Below are 18818 nucleotides of genomic sequence, written 5' to 3'. Positions count from 1 at the left end.
TTTCTTGCGTACATGGGGAGAACAGAGATGATAGATGCAGTGAAGATTGATTTTGCGAAGATGGATGGTCTGGTTCCGGGCATCGTTCAGGATGCGAAGACTGGTGAGATGCTCATGCTCGGTTTTTTGAATGACGTGAGCTATGCGAAGACGCTCGAAAGCGGGTTTGTTACGTTCTGGAGCCGAACTCGGCAAAAGCTTTGGATGAAGGGCGAGACCAGCGGGAACCGGCTAAGAGTGATTGAAGCGTCGACCGATTGCGATAACGACGCGCTGCTATTCAAAGTTGAAGTCGAAGGTGACGGATTGGTTTGCCACGAAGGCACGGTGAGCTGCTTTACGAAAAATATTGCGCTGGAGGCACGGTGAGCGAGACGAATCGATTGAAGCTTGGAATACCTAAGGGCAGTTTGCAGGACGCGACGATCGCGCTGTTTGAGCGGGCCGGATGGAGGATCTTCGCGAATGGCAGAAGCTACTTCCCTTCTATCGATGATGCGGAGATTGAATGCATGCTGGTAAGGGCGCAAGAGATGGCGCGCTATGTGGAGCATGGAGCGCTCGATGCTGGACTGACGGGCAATGATTGGGTGCTGGAGAATGAGACCGATGTGGAGTATGTCACGAGTCTGACGTACTCAAAACAGAGCAGGCAGAAGGTGAAGTGGGTGTTGGCGGTGCCGGAGGATTCACCGTTCCAGAGACCTGAGGATCTGGCGGGAAAGATTATTGCCACGGAGTTGGTTGAGTTTACCAAACGGTACTTTGCCGGCAAGAATATTCCAGTGACCGTGGAGTTTAGCTGGGGCGCGACGGAGGTAAAGCCTCCTATGCTGGCGGATGCGATTGTTGAAGTGACTGAGACGGGGTCGTCGCTGCGGGCAAATCGGCTGCGGATTATCGAGACACTGATGGAGAGCGAGACTCAGTTGATTGCGAATAAACAAGCTTACCAAGACGCATGGAAACGGGAGAAGATCGAGAATATTGCGTTGATGCTGAATGCGGCAATTGCAGCACAAGGACGAGTCGGGTTGATGCTGAATGCGCGAAAGATTGATCTGGAAAAGATCATCGGCGTACTGCCCGCGTTGAACTCGCCAACCGTATCTCAGCTGAGTGATCAGGAATGGGTGGCGCTGAATACGATTCTGGACGAGGCTCTGGTGCGAGAGGTGATTCCGAAGCTGAAGGCCGCGGGAGCTACGGGCATTGTTGAATATCCGTTGAGTAAGGTTGTGCTCTAGAAGTTGGTTTTGTTTCGGCAATGGAGTTCTGTGATGAAGCTGGTAAAGACCTTTGGTCGCGGCAAAGCTGCCGCAGATGCATTGATCGAGTCGTTGGAGCGACGAGGTGCTGTGAACACGGCGCGCGTTGAACCAGTGGTGCGAAGCATTCTTGCGGGGGTGCGAAGGGGCGGCGATCGAGCCTTACTGAAGTATGCAGCCGAGTTCGACGGTCTTGCGAAGGACCAGACGTTGCGTGTGTCGCGTGATGAGATGAAGGCTGCGTGGGACTCGACTGCGCCGGCGCTGCAAGCGGCGATGATGGTGGCGCGCGGAAATATTCTGGCGTTCGCGGAAGCTCAGATGCCGCAGGAGTGGATGATCTCGCCAGTGGACGGTGTGAAGACGGGACAGATTGTGCGACCTCTGGGAAGTGTTGGTTGTTATGTGCCGGGCGGACGCTATCCGCTGCCTTCGACGCTGTTGATGACGGTGACGCCGGCACAGGTGGCTGGGGTGGAACGGATTGTGGTGTGTTCACCGAAGCCCGCAAAAGAGACGCTGGCTGCAGCATGGCTTGCTGGAGTAACCGAGTTGCATCGGGTTGGCGGGGCGCAGGCTATCGCGGCTATGGCTTATGGCACGGCGACGATTGAGCGCGTCGATAAGATTGTCGGACCGGGGAATCTCTACGTGACTGCGGCAAAGATGCTGGTTTCGAATGATTGCGGTATTGACATGCCTGCAGGTCCAACGGAGATCGTGGTGACCAGCGAAACAGGGGACGCTGCTGGAATTGCGGCTGATTTGATCGCACAGGCAGAGCACGATCCTGAAACATTGGCCGTGCTGATTACGACTAAGGAAACGTTAGCGAGAGATGTCGCGGTAGAGGTGAAGTTGCGGGCGCGAGATAATGAGATTGCGAAGCAGTCACTTGCAGCGCGAGGATGCGTATTTGTGACTGCGACAGTTCACGAAGCGCGAGAGCTGACGAACCGGCTCGCGCCAGAGCATTTGACTGTCGATTCGGCGTCAGATCTGGAGTGGATTCGAAATGCAGGATCAGTTTTTGTAGGGGAATACGCTCCGCAATCGATGGGAGATTACGTCTCTGGCCCAAATCACGTATTGCCGACGGGGCGCGTGGGTCGGGTGCGTGGTGGATTGAGTGTAGTGGACTTTGTAAAAGTGATTACAGTGCAGCAGTACACGCGTGCAGGGTTGAAAAGGATGGGTCCGCACGCGATCGCACTGGCTGAAGCTGAGGGCCTAAACGGACATGCAGAGAGCGTGAGAGTGAGAATGCAATGAGTATTGCTACTAATCTTGTTACAGAAGTGAAGTCGGTGCAGGCGCGAGGGGCTGTTCAGGAGATGCCGGAGTACCATCCTCCATTGGCAGGACGAGAAGCTCTGCGTCTAGACTTCAACGAGAACACGTTTGGGCCTTCTCCACGGGTAGTGGAGAGATTGCTTGCACAGACAGGCGAAAGACTCACGAAGTATCCTGAGAGGGAGCCTGTAGAACGGATCGTCGCGTCCCACTTTGGGCTGAAGCCAGAGGAAGTGCTGCTGACTAACGGTGTCGATGAAGCGATTCATCTGATGTGTGTGGCGTTTCTCGAGGCCGAGGATGAGGCGCTGATTGCGACCCCCACATTTTTCATGTACGACGTAAGCGTCCAGATGATGACACCGCACCTAAGGAAGGTGCAGTCCGATGCGACACTTGGGTTTCCTTTCGAGCGTTTTATGGCAGCGATTACGGAGCGAACGAAACTGATCATCGTTGCTTCACCGAATAATCCAACGGGTGCGGTGGTGAGCAAAGAATATTTGTTAGCGATTGCTGCGGCGGCGCCACAAGCGGTACTGATGGTTGATGAGGCTTACTACCATTTTGATGGTGCGTCCGTGATGAACGATTTGGCGGCCGTGCCGAACCTGGTTGTGGCACGAACGTTCTCGAAGGCTTACGGGTTGGCGAGTCTTCGGATTGGCATGCTGGCTGGCAACGCGGAGCTGTTGAAGTACGTGCGAAAGGTCAGTTCTCCCTACAACGTAAACGGCGTAGCGCTGGATTGCCTTTCGGCAGCGATGGAGGACGAGAATTACCTGACCTGGTATGTGGAACAGGTGCGGGTTGGACGTGAGCGGATGATGGGTGGATTAGCGGAGTTGGGCGTGCCTTACTTCCCTAGCCACGCGAACTTCGTGCTGATGAATATTGGGTCTAAACATAGAGAGCTTGTGCAAGCGATGCGCGCGCACGGCGTTCTGCTGCGAGACAGGTCGACCGATCCAGGTTGCGATGGATTTGTACGAATCACGATTGGTATCGAGGAGCATGTCACGAGAGGACTGGCCGCGCTGAAGGTTTGTCTCGATGAGATTGGCTGGAAGAGCCAACGTGAACAATCAGCGCATGATTCAATCGATGACGGAGTCAGGGAGTTCGAGTGATGTCTAAGAGTGTGAGAACCGCAACGATCAAACGGAATACTACGGAGACGCAGATATCTTTGAAGCTCGTTGTCGATGGACAGGGCGCGTACAAAGTGTCGACGGGGATTCGTTTTTTTGACCACATGCTAGAGCTATTTGCGCGCCATGGGGGGTTTGATCTCACGTTGGCGTGTACGGGTGACTTAGATGTCGATCAGCACCACACAGTGGAAGATGTTGGAATCGCTCTGGGCGAGGCGTTTGGCAAAGCACTGGGCGATAAGAAAGGAATCATGCGCGCCGGATACTTTGTGATGGCAATGGACGAGACGCTCGCTGTGGCTGCGGTGGATCTAAGCGGACGCGTCTCCTATGTCGTCGACGACAAGGTGAAGGTACGACTGGTGGGAGATTTTCAGAGCGAGTTGCTGACCGACTTCTTCGATGGCTTTGCGCGTGGGGCCAAGGCAAATGTGCACGTGAAGACGATGTATGGACGCAGCAATCATCACAAGATTGAGGCGATCTTCAAGGCGTTTTCGCGGGCACTGCGCGGGGCTTGCTCGCGGGATGAGCGGATGCGGGAGATGTTGCCAAGTACCAAGGGATTGCTTTAGCTCAATTTTCCTTTTGCATACGTGGGATGGTAAGGCTGCTTGAATGATTGCGATTATTGACTACAAAGCGGGAAATCTTACCAGCGTAGTGAAGACGCTGAACTACCTTGGTGCGCGTGAGACGGTGGTGACTCAGGATCCTACGGTGGTAGCTGGAGCGGCGAAGGTAGTGTTGCCTGGGGTAGGCCATTTTCAAGCTACTTCTTTGCTACGAGAGCTTGGGTTGACGGATGCGGTGCGGGAGAGTGTTGCGAAGGGTGCGTGGTTTCTGGGAATCTGCGTTGGATTGCAGTGGCTGTTTGAGGGTTCAACAGAGGCTCCAGGTCTCGTCGGGCTGGGCCACTTTGAGGGGACGTGCGAGCGATTCCCTGCGCTGTTTGATGGCTCGGAGTTGAAGTCGCCGCATGTGGGATGGAATTCGTTGGAGAAGATACGGACGGCTTCGAGATTGATGCGCGGGGTGGAGAGTGGCGGGTATGTTTACTACACGCATTCCTGGCGAGCGCCGGTGATGCATGCAACAGCGGCGGTTACAGAATATGGTGGAGCGTTTACGGGGGTGGTCGAGAAAGACAATGTGATGGGGGTACAGTTTCATCCTGAGAAGTCGAGCGCGGTGGGATTACAGGTATTGAAGAACTTTCTGGAGTTGTAGATTATGCCATTTATGTATGAGTTGAAACTTGCAGCGGAAGAGCCTTCGTATACGTTTGTGCAGCGACTGGTGCCGGCGGGATCGCTTGCGGGGACGGGGCAAGCGGTTTGTACCTTGACGGATGGGGCGATGGAGTTTCATGTGCCTGCTCCGAGGCAGGGGTTGGTTGTGGAGTGGTTTGTGGAGCATGGTGCGGTTATCGAGAATGGGGATTCGCTGGCTCGGATCGTGTGTGAGGGGGAGCAGGTTGCGGTGGCTGATGCGGTTCCGCAGAGGTTGGGATAGCCGATGTTGACGAAACGGATCATTGCGTGTCTCGACGTGCGCGGCGGGCGCGTGGTAAAGGGTGTGCAGTTCGTGGACATCGTGGATGCGGGTGATCCGGCAGAGTTGGCGCATCGTCATGCTGCTGCGGGGGCGGATGAGATTGTGCTGCTGGATATTACGGCTACACATGAGGGGCGCGGAACGCTGCTCGAGACGGTGAAGCGGACGGCTGCGGCGCTCTTTGTGCCGTTTACGGTTGGTGGTGGGATTCGGAGTGCGGAGGATGCTGCCGCGGTGTTCGACGCGGGTGCGGATAAGGTGAGCATTAACTCGTCGGCGATTGCGAGGCCGGAGTTGATTGGGGAGATTGGTGAGAGCTTTGGAGCGCAGGCGGTGATTGTGGCTATCGATGCTCGTCGAGTTGAAGGTCGTGGTGTAGAAGAGGCTGAAGTTTTTGTGAGTGGCGGTCGGAAGGCTACGGGGCGGCGGGTTTTGGATTGGGCTCGTGAGGCGGAAGATCGAGGGGCAGGGGAGATTTTGCTGACTTCGATGGATACCGATGGGATGCGGAGTGGGTTCGATTGTGAGTTGACCGCGATGGTGAGCTGGACGGTGCAGATTCCGGTGATCGCTTCGGGTGGAGCGGGGACTGCGGGGCACTTTGTGGAGGTGTTTGGAAGGGGTCGGGCGGATGCTGCGCTCGCCGCTAGTATCTTTCACTTTGGAGTGACGGACTCGCGGGAGTTGAAGGGGGAGTTGCAGCGGGCTGGGGTCAGCGTTCGATTGCCTTGCTAGTTATTTGAAAGACTTGTCCTGCCGGACGGGCCGCCTGCGCGACGCGCGGTCACTTCGTGACTTGTGTACCGGTCCTCCCGTTGGTCGGGTTCACAACTAGGCTTCCATGGCGCCGGCGTAGACCGCCATGCCGGCTACAGCGTCTACGCCCATGGCGTCTAGGGCTTCTATTTCGCTGCGCTCTTTGATTCCTCCGGCTACGATTAATTGTTTGGCGGTGCAGGCTCTCAGGATTGCGGCTACGTCGATGGGGAAGCCCTGCATAGTGCCTTCGGTGTCTACGTGGGTGTAGAGGAAGGCGGCGCAGTAGTCTTCGAGCCAGGTGATGGCTTCTTCTGGAGTGAGGTCGACGGAGTCTTTCCACCCTTTGACGGCGACTCTTCCGCCCTTGGTGTCTACGCTGAAGACAAGTGCTTCTTCGCCGAGTTCGGATTTGAGGCCCTCGGCGAACTCGAGGTAGATGAGCTTGTGACGGCGAATGTGGTCTGGTTCGGCTGGGCGAAAAAGGCTGGAGCCGTAGATGACTCTTTTGGCACCGGCTTCTAAGAGGAGTTTGCCGTCTTCTGCGGTTTTGAGGCCTCCGCCTACCTGGCACGGGAGACGCTTCGCGATCATCTCGATGAGGGAGCGATTGTTGCCTAGACGCATTGCGGCGTCCAGGTCGATCAACTGGACTAGCGGGTACTTTGCGAAGCGTTCGATCCAGTATTCGAAGTCGTCGAAGGCTAGTTTTAGCTTTTCGCCCTGGACTAGCTGGACGATGCGGCCTCCCATGAGGTCGATTGAGGGGATTAGCATCTGTTGTGCTTTCTCTTTTCTTCCTTCTTTGCTTTGTCCTGCCGGACGGGCCCGCTACGCGCGGGGCGGTCACTTCGACTTGTGTACTCCTCCCGTTGGTCGGGAAATGCTCTTCTTTAGCTGAAGCCCTGGACGGAGTGGGGGATGTATGGCTCCTCGAGTGAGGTTATTTCTTCTGGGGTTAATTTGACGGAGAGTGCGGCTGCGGCGTCGGTCAGGTGATTCGGTTTGGTGGCGCCGACGATGGGGGCGGTGATGTAGGGCTTGCTGAGCATCCAGGCTATGGCCAGTGTGGCTTGAGGAACACCCCGCTTTTCGGCTAGCTCGGTAAGGCGGTCGACTACTTTTTTGTCGGCGTCTTCGGTTTTGGTATAGATGGATTTGGCGAACTGGTCGGTGTCGTTTCGCTTGGTAGTCTCTGAACCCCACGCACGGGCTAGACGTCCACGAGCTAAGGGGCTCCAGGGGATAACGCCGATGCCTTCGGCCTGGCAGAGACCCATCATCTCGCGCTCTTCTTCGCGGTAGAGGAGGTTGTAGTGGTTCTGCATGGAGACGAAGCGGGTCCAGCCATTGAGATCGGCAACGTAGAGGGCTTTAGCGAACTGCCAGGAGTACATGGAGGAGGCTCCGATGTAGCGGACCTTACCTGACTTCACTACGTCGTGGAGCGCTTCCATGGTCTCTTCGATGGGGGTCTCGTAGTCCCAGCGGTGGATTTGGTAGAGGTCGACGTAGTCGGTGCCTAAGCGCTTGAGGCTTTCGTCCAGCTCAAAGAAGATCTGCTTGCGGGAGAGGCCTTTCGCGTTGGGGTCGTCGCGCATGGCGTTGAAGAGCTTGGTGGCGATGACGGTGTCTTCGCGTTTGGTGTTGGCTTTGAGGAAGCGGCCGAGGAGCTCTTCGCTGGAACCTACGGTGTAGATGTTGGCAGTGTCGAAGAAGTTGATGCCGAGGTCGAGGGCCTGTTTGAAGAAGGGCTGGCTGTCGGCTTCGTTGAGTGCCCAGGCGTGGCTGCCGGGGCGCAGGGGGCCAGCAGGTGGGACTCCGTAGGACATGCAGCCTAGGCTGAGGCGTGAGACTTTTAGGCCGGTCTTGCCAAGATTTACGTAATCCATGCTGACTCCTTGGTTCGGGAGGGTACCCCCCTCCCCTTGTGGGGTATTTTGGACGCAAAGTTATTGTATTCAATCATTTACAGGTAGGTTGTGTCTGCAAAATATTCAATACAAATGGGTTATGCGCAAAATACTTGTTATCAATAAGTTACGCGCTGACCGCCTAGCTTTCCCTTCTCGTATTTCTCAATTCAGTATAGCGGTTGGGACCTAACTCATATGCCACGTGGATATTCTTGTGGGTCAAAGAGTTGCGTTGTTTTGGGGCTTGACAGGTTTTGGACGAGCCCGGCATCGCGGGAGTGCAACGGCGACTGGAAGTGGAACAGCGGATCCCCTTCGACGATGACAACGGAAAAGACAGGCAACGGCAAGGACAACTGCAATGGCAACAGCAGATCCCCTTCGGGGATGACAACCAAAAAGAACAGGCAACAGCAACAGCAAGCAACGGCCGGGCAGGCGTTAGGCGTTGGGCATTAGTCGTCTTTGCCCTGGGCATCGGCTAGGGCGTAGTAGCCTTTGCGGGCCTGGATCTTCTGGCCGGGTTGGCAGGTGATGTTGAGGGTGCGGAAGGTGCCGTCGACTTTGGCATTGGTGGGGGTGAAGCTGGCGAGGTACTGGGTGCGGAGTTCGTCCTGAATCTGGTCGAAGGCCTCTTGTAGCTTTTTGCCGTTGTTGCCCACGTTGATGACGCGGCCTCCGGTGTCGGTGGCCATCTTCTGCATGTCGCGTTCGCCGGTGTCGGCGAGGTTGATGCCGAAGCCTCCACCGCCGTAGAAGCCCCGGTCGGAGAGGAGGATGACGTAGACGATGGCGTTGGCCTTTTGTGCGGCTTCGGTGGCGGACTTCAAGGTTTCCTGGGAGCCCTGGTCGCCTCCGTCGGTGAGCAGGACGAGGATCTTACGGCCGGCCTCCTGGCGGAGTTTGTCGTGGGCGGCGAGGTAGACGGCGTCGAAGAGGAGGGTGCCTCGGGCGCTGCCGTTACCGGTGACCGAGCCCGTGCCTGCGCCGGTGTTGATCTCGGCGGAGTCGATGGAGCGTTTTATCTCACGGGGACTGTTGGTGTAGTCGGAGAGGAGGTTGACGTTAATGTCGAAGGAGATGAGGAAGGCTTCGTCCTTGGGGGTGAGGACGTCTTTGAGGAACTCGGCGCCGGACTGCTGCTCGAGGGGGAGGACGTTCTTCTGGCTACCGCTGGTGTCGAGTAGGATGCCGATGGTGAGGGGGAGATTTTTCTCCTGGGTGAAGTTCTTGGTCTTCTGGGGAGCTTTGTCTTCAAAGATATTGCAGTCGTCTTTGTGGAGGTTGGTGATGAAGCCGCTCTTGTCGCGGACGGAGAAGTAGACGTTGACGAGGTTGACGTTGACTTTAAGGGTCTGGGTGTCACCGATGTCGACGGGCTGGGCGGCGGCGTTGCTGGCGGGGGGCGGCCCGCCGGGCTCGGCGGCCTCTTGCGCGTGAAGGGCTGGGGTAATGCAGAGAGCGAGGGCGACGGCGGCGAGGCGGAGAGAGCGCATACCGTATTAGACGACGAAGTTGGAGGGGAGTCTTGGGAAAAATGTTAGGGGGTTGAGAGGCCGGGGCGTAACGTTGGCTGGCGGGGAGGCGTCCAAGGAGGTGATCGACGCATAGGGATGGCGGCGGGGATGTTGCGCTGGTAGTCTGGTAGTTCGTGAAGCTTTGGGTTGTGAAGGCCCGGCTGGAAGGTATGGGGGATTTTCGCGTGGTTGTGGTGAGAAACAGTGTGTTGGCAGGGGCTTTGGCGTGCATGATGGCTGGACAGCCGGTGTTGTCGCTGGCGCAGCAGGATGCGCCGCAACAGCAGACGATCCCCGATGGGCCAAAACCACAGACGATTCCTGATGCTCCGAAGCCGCAGGGCCTGGGGGTGGGACCGGTGACGCCGGGTGCTGGGACGACGCCGGATTCGAATGGAGATAACTCGGCGCCTGCTGCGGAAGATGGAGCGGTGCCGAATAAGTTGCCGACGACCGCGGCGCAGAAGCAGCAGGATGAGGGTCCGCCACCGGAGAACGTTCCGACTGGACAGGGCCCAGAGTACGTCATTCAAGCGCGTGTGAACTTTGTGGAAGTGCCGTTTACCGTGAAAGACAGCAAGCAGCGGTTGGTGCCGGGGCTGACGTGGCGCGATGTGCGGGTGTATGAGAACAACCTGAGGCAGCAGTTGGCGCTGTTTACGGTGGATCCGTTTCCTTTGTCGGTGGCGCTGGTGATCGACCAGAGCATGACGTTCGACAACATGACGAAGGTGAATAATTCGCTGGCTGCATTGCAGGGAGCGTTCACGCCGTATGACGAGGTTTCGGTGTTTACGTATAACAACGGACCGAAGATGCAGACGGATTTTACCGGGGCACAGAGCGCACGGTTGACGGCGGTGCTGGACCGGTCGAAGGCACCGGGACGCGAGCCTCTGTACTACGACACGACCGGGCCGCTGGGACAGAACATCAGCATCAACGGGGGACAGGATAGTCATACTGATCCGAATACGAATGCGACGCATGGAACGAGCATTCTGGGGATCCAGAACGTTCCGCGGGATGTGCATACGCTGAACGATGCGATTCTGGCGGCTGCGACGTCGTTGGCGAAGACCAAGACGGGGCGGCGGCGGATTGTTTATGTGATCAGCGATGGCAAGGAGTATGGAAGCACGGCGAAGTTTTCGCAGGTAGTGAAGTACCTGAACACGAACAAGATTGCGGTGTATGGGACGCTGGTGGGAGATTCGTCGCTGCCGGTGGTCGGATTTCTGGACAGGATGCACCTGCCGTTGATGATGCGGGACAATATTCTGCCTGCATATGCGAGCGCTACAGGCGGCAACTTCGATGGCGAGTTCCGGCAGAAGGGTATCGAGACGAGCTTTGCGAAGATAGCGGAAGAGGTGCGGACGCAGTACACGGTCGGCTACTACACGCATGAGCCGTTTATCGATGGCAAGTACCGGACGCTTGAGGTGAAGGTGCTGAGGCCGAATCTGACGGTGCTCGCGAAGAAGGGATACTACCCGACGGCGGGCGATACGCGGCCTGCGGGGATTGTGTCGGTCAAGTGAGAGACTCGGCCGGCAAGGCCTGATCGGAATTTGATGGAGATGCTGGTGCACGGAAATGCGCTGATGGCGCTGGCCGCCGCAGTGCTGTGGGGCGGAGGGGATTTTTCGGGCGGCATGGGCGTGAAGCAGGCCGGCGGCTCGATGGGTGCGGCGCTGCGAGTGATTCTGCTGAGCCATTGCATGAGCTTTAGCGCACTGGCGTTCACAGCATGGTTGCGGGGAGATGCGTTTTTGCATGGGGCTGCGCTGGGCTGGGGGTTGGTGGCGGGCGTGACGGCGGGGGTGGCGCTGGCTTGCTTTTATATTGCGCTGTCGCGGGGGGCGATGGGGGCCTCGGCGGCGTTGAGTGGGCTGCTGGCCGCGGCGATTCCTGCGGCGTTTTCGGTGAGTGAAGAGGGATCGCCGGGTTTGTTGCGGGTGGTTGGTTTTTTGGTGGCGGGGATGGCGATCTGGCTGATCGCGGCGGGAGAGAATGCGGAGGCGAAGACGGCGGATCGGAGTACGGTTTGGTTGGCGGTGATCGCGGGGGTTGGGTTTGGGATTTACTTTACAGCGCTGAAGCTGGCGGCGGCGAAGACGGGTGTGATCTGGCCGCTGGGTACGAGCAGAATTGGGAGTATTGCGGTGTGTTCGCTGATGCTGGGGTGGATTTCGCTGCGAGCAAAGAAGGATGAGGTGAGGGTGCGAATGTCGCGGCCGATTGTGGTGTGGGCGATGGCTACAGCGCTGCTGGATACTTCGGGGAACCTGCTCTACGTTGCGGCGACGCGGGCGGGGCGGCTGGATGTGGCGGCGGTGCTGGCTTCGCTTTATCCGGCGTCGACGATTCTGCTGGCGGCGTGGACGTTGAGGGAACGGCCTACGCGGCGACAGGGGTGGGGGATGGCTGTGGCGGCGGCGGCTGTGGTGATGATTACGCTTTAGCGGTGGGGCCCGGGGTGGGGATAAGTAAGGCAAAAGCAACAGCAGATCCCCTGCGGGGATGACAACCAAAAGAACAGGCAACTGCAACAGCAAGGCAACAGCAAAGGCAACCGCAACGGCAAAAGCAACGGCAACAGCAGATCCCCTGCGGGGATGACAACCAAAAGAACAGGCAAGGGCAACGGCAAGAGCGGCTGTGAAATAACGACCATAGCTGCTGGTAAGAGCGTGGTGTTGTAGTGGCTAAAGCTTGATGGTGGAGGCGTCGAGGGTGGGGGCGGGGTATTTGAGCTTTAGACTTTCCAGGGCGTCTACGAGGATGGTCGAGATGGCGATGTTGCGGTACCACTTGTGGTCGGATGGAATGACGAACCAGGGGGCGTGTTTGGGGCTGGTGGTGGAGAAGATGCGCTCGTAGGCGTCGGTGTACTGCGGCCAGAACTTGCGCTCGTGGAAGTCGGCTTCGGAGAGCTTCCAGTGTTTTTGCTTGTCGTCGAGGCGAGCCTGGAGGCGTTGAGTCTGCTCGTCGCGGGAGATGTGGAGGTAGAACTTTAAGATGAGAACGTCGTTGTCGACGAGCATGCTCTCGAACTCGTTGATGTCGTCGAGGCGGCGGCGCATGACCTTGTCGGTGATGATTTTGTGCACGCGCGGGGAGAGGACATCTTCGTAGTGGGAACGATTGAAGATGTTGATCATGCCGCGGGGTGGCACCTGGGCGTGGGCTCGCCAGAGGAAGTCGTGACGGGCCTCGAGTGGGGTGGGGACTTTGAAGGAGGCGACGTCGCAGCCCTGGGGATTAATTCCGGAGAAGATGTGGCTGATGGTGCCGTCTTTGCCGGCGGTGTCCATGCCCTGGAGAACGATGAGCAGAGCTTTGGCCTGACTGGCGTAGAAGACTTCCTGAAGCTTGGCGAGCTGACCGCGGTGCTTGACCAAGGCCGCCGCGGCGGACTCCTCCGATTTGTAGTCTCCGGTGTCTGAGGTCGATTTTTTCGACAGCCGGACTTGCGCGTGCGGCTTGATGAGATACGGGGACTTGATCTTCATGAGAGCGACTTCCTGGTTGAGTGGATTTTGGCGACCTTACTGAAAACCCATGTCTCAGACTGGAGACATGGGCATCCGCATTTCTACCAAATTTCGGTGTTTTGCACTATCAGGACTGCGCTTCCGTTCGTGCTGGAGGCCTACTTGACGGTCTCTTCGGGCTTGGGGGTGACGGCGTGCGTGGTGTCGGCGGGCTTGTTGACCTCGTCGGTGACGCCCTTCATGCCATCTTTGAAGCCGCGGAGGCCTTCGCCGAGGCCTTTGCCGAGCTCCGGCAGCTTTTTGCCGCCGAACAGAACCAGAACGACTACGGCAATGACAATGAGATGTGTTGGTGTAAATAGTTCGCCCATATGTTTCTCCCTGCAGCCTGGCACATGCCTCGACTGCCACCCACTATTGTCGCACAGGTGCAGTCTACTGAGAGATACGTGGCGGCGGCCGAGGCAGATGTTGGCTGAACGTTATATCTTGGTAACTGGAACATGTGCAGGAGCAGATGCTGGAAGAGATTCGGAGACGGATGTTGCGATTGAAGACGAGTGGTGCTTGGAGAGTGACTGGGGCGCGAGTGACGGGAAGACGCGCAATGTTTGGAGTGTTGGCAACGGGTTTGTTGATGACGGGCGCGACGATGAGCCGGGCACAGGCTACCTCGTCCTCTTCAGCGGCTACGCAAGCGACGCAAACGACGACGGTACCGATCTCGAATTCGAAGATCGCGTTGGCGGCGCCGGTGACCTACGACAACAAGTATGAGTTTTATGTCGGACTCAACTTCATGAACTTCCAGGCGGGCCAGTCGCTGCCGAAGCGAATGAATATGGGTGGCGCGGAGTTTCTGGCGACGTACTGGCTTCCCGGCGACCATTGGTTCACGAACCATGTGGGCGTAGGCGTGCAGTATCGGGGCGAGGCGGGAACGACGCCGGTGTTTGGGCAGGCGCAGGGACTTCCCTACAACCTGAGCCGTCCACTGGTTTACATGAACATGATAATGGCGGGAGCACAGTACCGTGGACCGAAGAACCAATATGTCGCGATCAACTACCACGCGTATGGCGGCGCATCGCATGGGACCTTTGATGATGACCTGAGGCCAGGACAGCCAGGGCAGCCTACCTTCTCGCAGATTACGGGGCTTTATACGAACCGGACCAAGCCGATTGCGGCGCTCGGCGGCAGCATCGATATCAACCGATCGAAGAACTGGGCGATTCGGCTTTCGCCGGATTTGATTCTGGAACACTTCGGGACTGAGACGCGGGAGTTCTTTGCGATCTCGGGTGGTGTGGTTTATCGGTTGGGGAAGCAGAAGAACTAACGGTTTATCGTTGCGTTTGAAGAGAGAAACGGGCCGCCTGATTGGCGGCCCGCTCTTGTTTTGTGGGTCGATGTTGTGGTGTTCCCTGCTCTACCAGGTGTTGCCTTGCTGGAGAAATTCGGGAGAGACGGGGTTTTCGTAGACGGAGTAGTCGCGGGTGACGATGGTGAGTCCGCTTTGTGAGACGAAGTAGTTTTTCTTGTCTTCGTTGGGGTCGTAGCCGATGACGGTGCCGTCGGGGATATGAACGTCACGATCGATGATGGCGTGACGGATGCGGCAGTGGCGACCGATGTTGACGTGGGCGAAGATAATGCTGGAGTCGACATCGGCGTACGAGTTGACGCGAACGTCCTGGGAGACGACGGAGTTGCGAACAACGGACCCGGAGACGATGGTGCCGTTGGAGACGATGGAGTTGATGGCCATGCCGGTGCGTCCGGGTTCGCCGAAGACAAACTTGGCAGGCGGGTACTGATAGGGACGCGAGCGCATGGGCCAGGACTTGTCGTAGAGGTTGAAGGTGGGGGTGACGCCGGCGACGTCCATGTTGGCCTCGTAGTAAGCCTCGAGGGTACCGACATCGCGCCAGTAGAGGGCCTTCTGCTTGTTCTCGTCGACGAAGTTGTAGGCGTGCATTTTGACGCGGCCGAGGATGTTGGGCAGGATGTCGTGGCCGAAGTCGTGCTTGGAGTTGGGATCTTCGGCGTCCTTGATGAGCTCGGGGAGCAGGATGTCGGTGTTGAAGATGTAGATGCCCATGGAGACGTCGACCATGTCGGGGTTGAAGGGGGAGCGGATCTTGGTCTCTTTGGGCTTTTCCTCGAAGCCGAGGACATCACCGTTTTTGCCGACCTCGACGACGCCAAAGGCGGGAACCTCGTGGGGGGCGATGGGGAGGGTGGCGAGGGTGACGTCGGCGCCTGAGTCGACGTGCTGCTGCATCATGAGGGCGTAGTTCATCTTGTAGATGTGGTCGCCGGAGAGGATGAGGACGTGTTTGGGCTCTTCGGAGCCGATGGAATAGATGTTCTGGTAGACGGCGTCGGCTGTGCCCTGATACCAGCTCTTGGAGACGCGCTGCATGGGAGGCAGGATCTCGATGAACTCGCCCAGCTCGTTGGCGACGACGGTGCCCCAGCCTTCGCGGATGTGACGGTTGAGCGAGAGGGCCTTGTACTGGGTGAGGATGTAGACGTGGCGGAGGTCGGAGTTGATGCAGTTGGAGAGGGTGATGTCGATGATTCGGTACTGGCCGGCGAAGGGGACCGCCGGCTTTGCGCGATCGCGGGTGAGGGGAAAGAGCCGTTCGCCAGCGCCACCAGCGAGCAAAACACCTAGGGTATCTTTCATAGTCTTTCGAACTCCGACTTCTGCGTTGAGCGGCTTATCTTCATAGCACGTCAGTCAGATGCACAAAGCGACTCGCGTGTTACAGGGAAACGCGAGTCTACCACGGTGAGATTGACTTTGGAATGTACAGGGCAGAGCGGAGGGGACGAGGCCCGGTTTATGTGGCCTGGGCCTCGTCAAGTGAGGCTGGCTAGACTTCGGGGTTCAGACTACGTTGCTTAGACCTCGGTGCTGCCGGTTGACTCGGGACTGTCGGTTGATTCGTCTTCAGCGAGGCTGATGCGCAAGGACTTCAGAAAGTCTAGGTCGTTTGAGGTGAATGGCCCCTCGGTGCCTTCGTCGGCAGCGTCGGTGACCTCATCGGCTTCTGCCTCAACCTCGTTGAGACCGATAGTGGCCTCAAGCATGAGGAGGACATCAAAACCCTGTTCGCGGATGTTTTTGACGACGCCTGCTATATCCTCTGACTCCGAAACGGACTCGTGGATAGCTTCGCCAAGTTTCTGTATCAGGTTTTTGACCTTCTGATTCAATGCCACCTCCGGGCTTCCCTATGGTTCGAACTACTCCACGCATCGGGTATTCCCAGCGAAGGTGACCGGCGGGAACGGCATTGCGGGTATGTCGGCGTCACTGGTTAAAGAATACGCCCATAGAAGCGGGGGCTGCAACGGGATTTCTTCGGTGAAAAAGAGGATGGAGTCTAAGTGGTTTCCACTACAGTGGGATGGTCATCCCAAAAATTGTCTGGTCGGTGAGCGAGAAGCTCTACAGGCAGAATGTGGCGGCATCCTAAGACCAAGAATCCGGTCGCGGCGGCGCAGAGATCGACAACCGTCCAAAGTGTGCTCTTCATCGGTTTGCTCCCTCCCTTTTTGGTGTCTGATTCCGTGACGCGGAAAAACGATGCGTCTTAGGATGAAAATGAGGAAGTAAAAGTTGGTCGCTGCTGCTGGCTTCCGTGGATGCAGAGGGAACGGCTACACTCTGGGTATGGATTCGGTTCGGTTTGGACGTGCGCTGGGGTTTGGAGCTCGTGCGGCAGCCAAGACGTTGGTGACAGCGGTGGATGCAGCGACGGCACCGAATCCCTCGGGCGCGCGGAAGACTGCGGATGGACGGGCCACGACGAGTGTTGCGGCGGAGTCGACGGCGGCTCGGATGGGACAGAAGGCTGCGCAGACGACGCAGCAAGTGGTGCTGACCGGGCAGGGGCTGAAGCGCGGCGGCAAGCGGTTTGGTGAGGCGGTGTGGGGGCCGTTTGTGAAACTTTCGGGACAGCTGTGGCTGGAGCTGACGGGGGTCTTCTTTGGGATCTTTGCGGTTTCGGCTGCCAGTAGCGCGTGGAAGATGCGCGGGGGGCTGCATGAGACTGCGGGAAACCATGAGGCGCACATGCATCTGCTGCTGGCCGTGGCGATGTCGGTGGTGTTTGGATATTTTTGCGTCAGCAGCTTTGTGAAGGCGAATCGTAGGGGTAAGCGGAGCTAGTTGCCGACGAGCCGGTGAGGTGGGCTGACGGTTACACTTGTTCGGCATGTCTGAAAACACTAAAAACAAATCGGGGAAACCTGAAACCAGTTCCGGAATTCCAGTGGAACTGGTGTATCGGGCCGAGGATCTTGCGGGTTTCGACGCGGGCGCGACGGTGGGCGAGCCGGGAGAGTATCCGTTTACGCGGGGGATTCAGCCGACAATGTATCGCGGACGGCTGTGGACGATGCGCCAGTACGCGGGCATGGGCGACGCCGAGGAGTCGAATAAACGGTATAAGTTTTTGCTGGCTCATGGGACCAAAGGGCTGAGCGTGGCGTTCGATCTGCCGACGCAGATTGGGTATGACTCGGATTCGCCACTGGCGCTGGGTGAGGTGGGGAAGGTTGGGGTTGCGATTGACTCGATCGAGGATATGCAGCGGCTGCTCGATGGGATTGAGCTCGATACGATCTCGACCTCGATGACGATCAATGCTACTGCTTCGATTTTGCTGGCGCTGTATGTTGCGGTGGCTAAACGGACCGGGGCCAATGTTGCGGGGCTGAACGGGACGATTCAAAACGACATTTTGAAGGAGTACATTGCGCGCGGGACTTATATCTATCCGGTGACGCATGCGATGCGGTTGGTGACGGATATCTTTGCGTGGGCCGCGAAGGAGGTACCGGAGTGGAATACGATCTCGATCTCGGGATACCACATGCGCGAGGCTGGATGTACGGCGGTGCAGGAGGTGGCGTTTACGCTGGCGGATGGGATGACGTATGTGCAGGCGGCGATTGATGCAGGGCTTGATGTGGATGCGTTTGCGCCGCGGCTGAGTTTTTTCTTCAATTCGCATAACAATTTGCTGGAAGAGGTGGCGAAGTTTCGGGCGGCGCGGAGGATGTGGGCGCGGATTATGCGGGAGCATTTTGGCGCGAAGAAGGAGCGTAGTTGGATGCTACGGTTTCATACGCAGACAGCGGGTTCGACGTTGACGGCGCAGCAGCCGGAGAACAACGTGGTGAGGACGACGCTGCAAGCACTGGCGGCGGTGCTGGGTGGGACGCAGAGTCTGCACACGAATGGGTTTGATGAGGCGTTGTCGCTGCCTACGGAGAATGCGGCACGGATTGCTTTGCGGACACAGCAAATTTTGGCGCATGAGAGTGGGGTGGCGCAGACGGTAGATCCGCTGGCTGGGTCGTTTTATGTGGAGTCGCTGACCAATGAGATCGAGCGGCGAGCGGAGGAGTATCTGGCTGCGATTGGCCGGTTCGATCTGGGTGGGAAGTATGGGATGTTGCATGCCATTGAGCGGGGATATGTGCAGCGCGAGATACAGAATGCGGCGTACGGGTATCAGCGGTCGGTAGATGCGAAGGAGGCCGTTGTCGTTGGGGTGAACGAGTTTGCCAGCGAGCAGGAGGTTGCGGTGCCAATTCAGCGGATCGATGAGGCGCTGGAGGGTCGGCAGGTGGAGCGGGTGCGGGCGTTGCGTTTGCGGAGAGACAAAAGTGCGCATGCGGAGGCGTTGCGGAGGGTGGAAGATGCAGCTCGAAGCGGGGAAAACCTGATGCCGAAGATCCTTCATGCAGTCGAGAGCTACGCGACGGTCGGGGAGATCGCAGATGCGATGCGGAAGGTGTTTGGAGAATACCGGGAGACGGTCACGGTCTAGAT

The 18818-nt window shown here is 57.7% G+C and carries 21 protein-coding genes; 14 read left to right on the top strand and 7 right to left on the bottom strand.

Annotated features, from left to right (window positions below; all coding sequences use genetic code 11):
- The first annotated feature begins 27 nt into the window (after positions 1–27).
- Genes hisI through hisF form a run of 8 tightly spaced genes read left to right on the top strand, consistent with a single transcriptional unit; the run spans position 28 to position 6007 of the window.
- Positions 28–369 carry a phosphoribosyl-AMP cyclohydrolase gene (gene hisI, locus HDF14_RS12630; RefSeq protein WP_183977153.1) on the top strand — a complete coding sequence of 114 codons (342 nt, stop codon included), beginning with the start codon at positions 28–30 and terminating at the stop codon, positions 367–369.
- On the top strand, positions 366–1247 hold the full coding sequence (gene hisG / locus HDF14_RS12625) for an ATP phosphoribosyltransferase (RefSeq protein WP_183977151.1): 882 nt from the start codon (positions 366–368) through the stop codon (positions 1245–1247). Before hisI ends, hisG begins: the two co-directional genes overlap by 4 nt.
- A 33-nt stretch (positions 1248–1280) precedes the next feature.
- Positions 1281–2540, top strand: a complete 1260-nt coding sequence (hisD, locus tag HDF14_RS12620) for a histidinol dehydrogenase (protein ID WP_183977149.1) — start codon at positions 1281–1283, stop codon at positions 2538–2540.
- Entirely contained in the window at positions 2537–3691 is a 1155-nt protein-coding gene (hisC, locus tag HDF14_RS12615) for a histidinol-phosphate transaminase (protein ID WP_183977147.1), read from the top strand. Before hisD ends, hisC begins: the two co-directional genes overlap by 4 nt.
- The gene (hisB, locus tag HDF14_RS12610) at positions 3691–4290 is read left to right on the top strand and encodes an imidazoleglycerol-phosphate dehydratase HisB (protein ID WP_183977145.1); all 600 of its coding nucleotides are present in this window, start codon (positions 3691–3693) and stop codon (positions 4288–4290) included. The genes hisC and hisB overlap by 1 nt, the downstream gene beginning before the upstream one ends.
- A 43-nt stretch (positions 4291–4333) precedes the next feature.
- Positions 4334–4945 carry an imidazole glycerol phosphate synthase subunit HisH gene (gene hisH, locus HDF14_RS12605; protein WP_183977142.1) on the top strand — a complete coding sequence of 204 codons (612 nt, stop codon included), beginning with the start codon at positions 4334–4336 and terminating at the stop codon, positions 4943–4945.
- A gap of 3 nt (positions 4946–4948) precedes the next feature.
- The gene (locus HDF14_RS12600; RefSeq protein WP_183977140.1) at positions 4949–5230 is read left to right on the top strand and encodes a biotin/lipoyl-containing protein; all 282 of its coding nucleotides are present in this window, start codon (positions 4949–4951) and stop codon (positions 5228–5230) included.
- 3 nt (positions 5231–5233) lie between these two features.
- Entirely contained in the window at positions 5234–6007 is a 774-nt protein-coding gene (gene hisF, locus HDF14_RS12595) for an imidazole glycerol phosphate synthase subunit HisF (RefSeq protein ID WP_183977138.1), read from the top strand.
- A 96-nt stretch (positions 6008–6103) separates the two neighbouring features.
- On the opposite strand, the gene HDF14_RS12590 is transcribed toward hisF, so the two are convergent.
- The gene (locus tag HDF14_RS12590; RefSeq protein ID WP_183977136.1) at positions 6104–6805 is read right to left on the bottom strand and encodes a HisA/HisF-related TIM barrel protein; all 702 of its coding nucleotides are present in this window, start codon (positions 6803–6805) and stop codon (positions 6104–6106) included.
- 116 nt (positions 6806–6921) lie between these two features.
- Positions 6922–7920, bottom strand: coding sequence for an aldo/keto reductase (locus HDF14_RS12585; protein ID WP_183977134.1), 999 nt, complete (start codon positions 7918–7920; stop codon positions 6922–6924).
- Positions 7921–8198: 278 nt separating this feature from the next.
- Here HDF14_RS12585 and HDF14_RS12580 point away from each other — a divergent pair, with 278 nt between their 5' ends.
- A complete protein-coding gene (locus HDF14_RS12580) occupies positions 8199–8429 on the top strand; it encodes a hypothetical protein (RefSeq protein WP_183977132.1) in 231 nt (76 codons plus the stop codon).
- Here HDF14_RS12580 and HDF14_RS12575 read toward each other — a convergent pair.
- Complete coding sequence (locus tag HDF14_RS12575; RefSeq protein WP_183977130.1) at positions 8400–9440, bottom strand: VWA domain-containing protein; 1041 nt, start codon at positions 9438–9440, stop codon at positions 8400–8402. The genes HDF14_RS12580 and HDF14_RS12575 overlap by 30 nt on opposite strands.
- Positions 9441–9595: 155 nt before the next feature.
- Here HDF14_RS12575 and HDF14_RS12570 point away from each other — a divergent pair, with 155 nt between their 5' ends.
- Together HDF14_RS12570 and HDF14_RS12565 are read left to right on the top strand one after the other, a co-directional pair.
- On the top strand, positions 9596–11005 hold the full coding sequence (locus HDF14_RS12570; protein ID WP_313899556.1) for a VWA domain-containing protein: 1410 nt from the start codon (positions 9596–9598) through the stop codon (positions 11003–11005).
- Between the two features lie 33 nt (positions 11006–11038).
- Positions 11039–11929 carry an EamA family transporter gene (locus HDF14_RS12565; protein WP_183977128.1) on the top strand — a complete coding sequence of 297 codons (891 nt, stop codon included), beginning with the start codon at positions 11039–11041 and terminating at the stop codon, positions 11927–11929.
- 243 nt (positions 11930–12172) lie between these two features.
- On the opposite strand, the gene HDF14_RS12560 is transcribed toward HDF14_RS12565, so the two are convergent.
- Both HDF14_RS12560 and tatA read right to left on the bottom strand, forming a co-directional pair.
- On the bottom strand, positions 12173–12979 hold the full coding sequence (locus HDF14_RS12560) for a polyphosphate kinase 2 family protein (RefSeq protein WP_183977126.1): 807 nt from the start codon (positions 12977–12979) through the stop codon (positions 12173–12175).
- 140 nt (positions 12980–13119) lie between these two features.
- Entirely contained in the window at positions 13120–13332 is a 213-nt protein-coding gene (gene tatA, locus HDF14_RS12555) for a twin-arginine translocase TatA/TatE family subunit (RefSeq protein ID WP_183977124.1), read from the bottom strand.
- 170 nt (positions 13333–13502) lie between these two features.
- On the opposite strand from tatA, the gene HDF14_RS12550 reads away from it, so the two are divergent.
- Complete coding sequence (locus HDF14_RS12550) at positions 13503–14303, top strand: hypothetical protein (RefSeq protein WP_183977122.1); 801 nt, start codon at positions 13503–13505, stop codon at positions 14301–14303.
- Positions 14304–14393: 90 nt separating this feature from the next.
- Here the strand turns inward: HDF14_RS12550 and glgC are convergent, their stop codons facing one another.
- Entirely contained in the window at positions 14394–15710 is a 1317-nt protein-coding gene (gene glgC / locus HDF14_RS12545; protein ID WP_260698246.1) for a glucose-1-phosphate adenylyltransferase, read from the bottom strand.
- A 164-nt stretch (positions 15711–15874) separates the two neighbouring features.
- Entirely contained in the window at positions 15875–16195 is a 321-nt protein-coding gene (locus HDF14_RS12540; protein ID WP_406707212.1) for a hypothetical protein, read from the bottom strand.
- 400 nt (positions 16196–16595) lie between these two features.
- Here HDF14_RS12540 and HDF14_RS12535 point away from each other — a divergent pair, with 400 nt between their 5' ends.
- On the top strand, positions 16596–17147 hold the full coding sequence (locus HDF14_RS12535) for a hypothetical protein (protein WP_183977116.1): 552 nt from the start codon (positions 16596–16598) through the stop codon (positions 17145–17147).
- A gap of 46 nt (positions 17148–17193) precedes the next feature.
- The gene (locus HDF14_RS12530; protein WP_183977114.1) at positions 17194–18816 is read left to right on the top strand and encodes an acyl-CoA mutase large subunit family protein; all 1623 of its coding nucleotides are present in this window, start codon (positions 17194–17196) and stop codon (positions 18814–18816) included.
- Positions 18817–18818 lie beyond the last annotated feature (2 nt).

Source organism: Tunturiibacter gelidiferens, assembly GCF_014201335.1.
Taxonomy (GTDB): Bacteria; Acidobacteriota; Terriglobia; order Terriglobales; family Acidobacteriaceae; genus Edaphobacter; species Edaphobacter lichenicola_E.
The sequence above is the reverse complement of the archived record's forward strand: the minus strand, read 5'-3'. Positions and strand labels throughout refer to the sequence as shown.